This window comes from Arhodomonas sp. KWT, from assembly GCF_010993615.1.
The window spans coordinates 29,062-32,391 of sequence record NZ_WNXE01000027.1; the positions used below are offsets into that span (position 1 = coordinate 29,062).

Consider the following 3,330-nt stretch of genomic DNA (forward strand, 5'->3'; position numbering starts at 1 on the left):
GGAAAACTGGCTCGCGGACGCCACGCGGCGCGTCGCCCAGCTGCAGGTGGTCACCCACGCGCTCAAGGCCACGCACCCGGACGCCCGGGGCACGAGCCTGTTCGCCCCGCCGGAGACGTTGCCGGCGCATCCGGCCGTGGGCACTCACGTCCTCGGCGACGGCGCGCCGCGGGACGTCGTGGGCAATGCCGCGGCGCTCGATGTCTACAAGTTCCTCCAGACCGAGCACGACGGCCGCTCCATGCTGGATCGTGCCCTGGCCGGCGAGGCGGCCTTCGCGGCGGCCCTGAGCGACGATCCGACGCAGGGGCAGGCGTGGATGGAGGCGTTCGCCGGCATCACCCGGGCCGGTCACGATCCGGCGAGCCATACCCGCGCCAAGCAGGTCTACTGGCTCGTCGGCGACGACCCCACCGACGATCGGGGGTTTCACCTGCTGGCGCCGCTGTACGCGACGAGCCTTGCGCACGCGGCGTTCCGGGCGATCAACGAGGACCGCTTCAGCGAGGTGGCGAAGGCGGCGCGGACGGCCCGGCGCGAGCGGCGTTACAGCGCCGTCGAGTCCCGCGAGTATCCGAAACTGGCCGTGCAGAAATTCGGCGGAACCAAGCCCCAGAACATCTCCCAGCTCAACAGCGAGCGGCGTGGTGGCAACTACCTCCTCGCCTCGCTGCCGCCGGACTGGCGTTCCGCGGACGTACGGGCACCGCTCCACACCGACTCGGTATTCCCGCTCTTCGGCCGCCGGCGGCCCGTGCGCTCGGCGGTGAACGCGCTGTTGCGCTTCCTGCGCTCGGAGCCGAAACCGAACGTCGCGACCCGCCGCCACCGGGACGAGCTGCTGGCCGAGCTCACCGACGCGCTCCTGGTCTTCGCCGCCGAGCTGTCGGCACTGCCGCCGGGCTGGAGCGCCCACGCCGACTGTCGCCTCGTCGAGGCGGAATGCCTGTGGCTGGACCCGGACCGGGCGGCGGAGGACGCCGAGTTCGCCATGCGCCGGGCGCAGGTGGACTGGCCGCGGGAGGTCCGAGAGCGCTTCGCCGCCTGGCTCAACGCTCAGCTCCAGGGCCCACTGCCGGTGGCCGACCCCGAACGGCGCTTCTGGGCGGAGCGGCTGGAGGTGGAAATGGACGAACTGGAGGAGACGCTGCCCCATGTCTGAGAGTCATTCGCTCCTCGTGCTGCCCCACGTGCGCGTGCAGAACGCGAACGCCATCTCCAGCCCGATGACCTGGGGATTCCCGGCAATGACCGCGTTCGTGGGCCTGATGCATCTGCTCGAACGCCGCCTTGCCGAGCGGGACATCCCGCTCCTGTTCGAAGGGGTCGGCGTGGTGTGTCACCACTGCGAGCCCCAGGCGAGCCATCGTGGCTATACCCACGCCTTTCATCTGACGCGTAACCCGGTGGGCAGGGACGGTGACACCGCCGCCATCGTCGAGGAGGGACGCGTGCACCTGGACGTCAGCCTGGTCTTCGCGGTGCGCGGCGATGCCTGCGCCGCGCCCGCGGAGGAGCGTGCCGCCATCGCCCGGGAGGTCGGTGAGCTGCTGCTCACCCTGCGGGTGGCCGGCGGCACGGTGTTGCCGGGCTCGTTCCGGGGGCGCCGCTGGAACGGCCCCGAGCTGATCCCCCTGGACGAACAGGAGGACGAGCGCCGCCAGCAGAGCAAGCGCCTGCTGCGGCGGTGGCTGCCCGGCTTCGCCCTCGTCTGCCGGGACGACCTGCTCCACGAACGGCACGCCGAGATGCGTGCGGACGACCCGGACACCACCCTGCTGGATGCCTGGCTCGACCTCTCGCGGCTGAACATGACCTGCCGCGGCGGGGAAGACGACGGCGAGGAGACGATTCGCTGGGAGGCGCGCCGCCGGCCGGGATGGTTGGTGCCGATCCCCGTGGGATACGGCGCGCTCGGGCCTTTGCAGGCGGGCGGCGACGTCCGGCGGGCCCGGGACACGGCCACCCCGCTACGCTTCGTCGAGAGCCTGTACTCCATCGGCCAGTGGGTGAGTCCCCATCGGCTGGACAGCCCGGAGCGGCTGCTCTGGTACGTCGACAACCGGCTCGACGAGGGGCGCTACCGACTGCGCAACGACTATATCGACAACGCCGCCGAATTTGTCTGATCTGCACCAGGAAGGAGCCTGAATCATGGCCAAGACCGCCGAGCTCAAGACCGCCTCCGTCCTCGCCTTCGAGCGCAAGCTCGATCCCTCGGACGCCCTGATGTTCGCCGGCCACTGGAGCGAGCGCGACAGCGCCGCGGAGTGGCCCGGCATCGCCATTCGCGCGAAGTCCGTGCGCGGCACCATCTCCAACCGGCTCAAGGCGAAAGACCAGGACCCCGCGAAGATCGATGCCGCGATCCACAATCCCAACCTCCAGACCGTGGACGTCGCGGCCCTGCCCACGGATGCCGATACCCTGCTGACGCACTTCACGCTCAAGGTCCTGGGCGGTGCCGGCGAGCCCTCCGCCTGCAACAGCGCGGCCTATCACGAAAAGCTCCGGGCCGCGGTGGACGCCTACGAAACCGAGCAGGGCTTCGACGAGCTGGCCCGGCGCTACGCCCACAACCTCGCCAACGGGCGTTTCCTCTGGCGCAACCGCGTGGGTGCCGAGGCCGTCGAGGTCCGGGTGAGTCACCGCGAGCACGGCGAGCTCGCGGCGAGCTGGACGTTCGACGCCCTCGATCTGTCGCTGCGCGATTTCGAGCCCACGGCGGGGACCCGGGACGATCTCGCCGGCCTCGCCGCCCTCATCCGCCAGGGGCTCGCCGGTGAGCGTCTCGTGCTCCTGGAGGTGAGCGCCTTCGCCCGGATGGGTGCCGGCCAGGAGGTCTTCCCCTCCCAGGAGCTCATCCTGGAGCGGGGTCGGAACGACAAGAGCAAGACGCTCTACAGCGTCAACGGCGTCGCCGGCATCCACTCCCAGAAGCTGGGCAACGCGATCCGCACCATCGACACCTGGTATCCGGAGGCGGAGACCGCCGGGATCGGGCCCATCGCCGTCGAGCCCTACGGCTCCGTGACCACGCGGGGGACCGCGTACCGCCAGCCCCGGCAGAAGGTCGACTTCTATTCGCTGCTGGACGACTGGCTGCTCAAGGACAGCAAGCCCGCGGTCACCGATCAGCACTACGTCATGGCCACCCTCATCCGCGGCGGCGTGTTCGGCGACAAGGCGGAGTGAGGCGATGCTGGATCACTACCTGGATATCCGCGTTCTGCCGGACCCGGAGTTTCAGCAGTCCATGCTGCTCGGCGCACTGGTGAGCAAGCTGCACCGGGGGCTGGTGGACATCGATGCCGACGATATCGGCATCAG

General features: G+C 70.2%; 4 protein-coding genes. All 4 read left to right on the top strand.

Annotated features, from left to right (window positions below; genetic code table 11):
- Positions 1-1,162 (top strand): type I-F CRISPR-associated protein Csy1 (gene csy1 / locus G7A99_RS07245; protein WP_163139314.1); only part of this gene is annotated, 1,162 nt, incomplete at its 5' end.
- A complete protein-coding gene (gene csy2, locus G7A99_RS07250) occupies positions 1,155-2,129 on the top strand; it encodes a type I-F CRISPR-associated protein Csy2 (protein WP_163139315.1) in 975 nt (324 codons plus the stop codon). The genes csy1 and csy2, both read left to right, overlap by 8 nt.
- A 25-nt stretch (positions 2,130-2,154) precedes the next feature.
- Complete coding sequence (gene csy3, locus G7A99_RS07255) at positions 2,155-3,195, top strand: type I-F CRISPR-associated protein Csy3 (protein WP_163139316.1); 1,041 nt, start codon at positions 2,155-2,157, stop codon at positions 3,193-3,195.
- Between the two features lie 4 nt (positions 3,196-3,199).
- A partial coding sequence (gene cas6f, locus G7A99_RS25745; protein ID WP_256379702.1) for a type I-F CRISPR-associated endoribonuclease Cas6/Csy4 occupies positions 3,200-3,330 on the top strand: 131 nt, incomplete at its 3' end.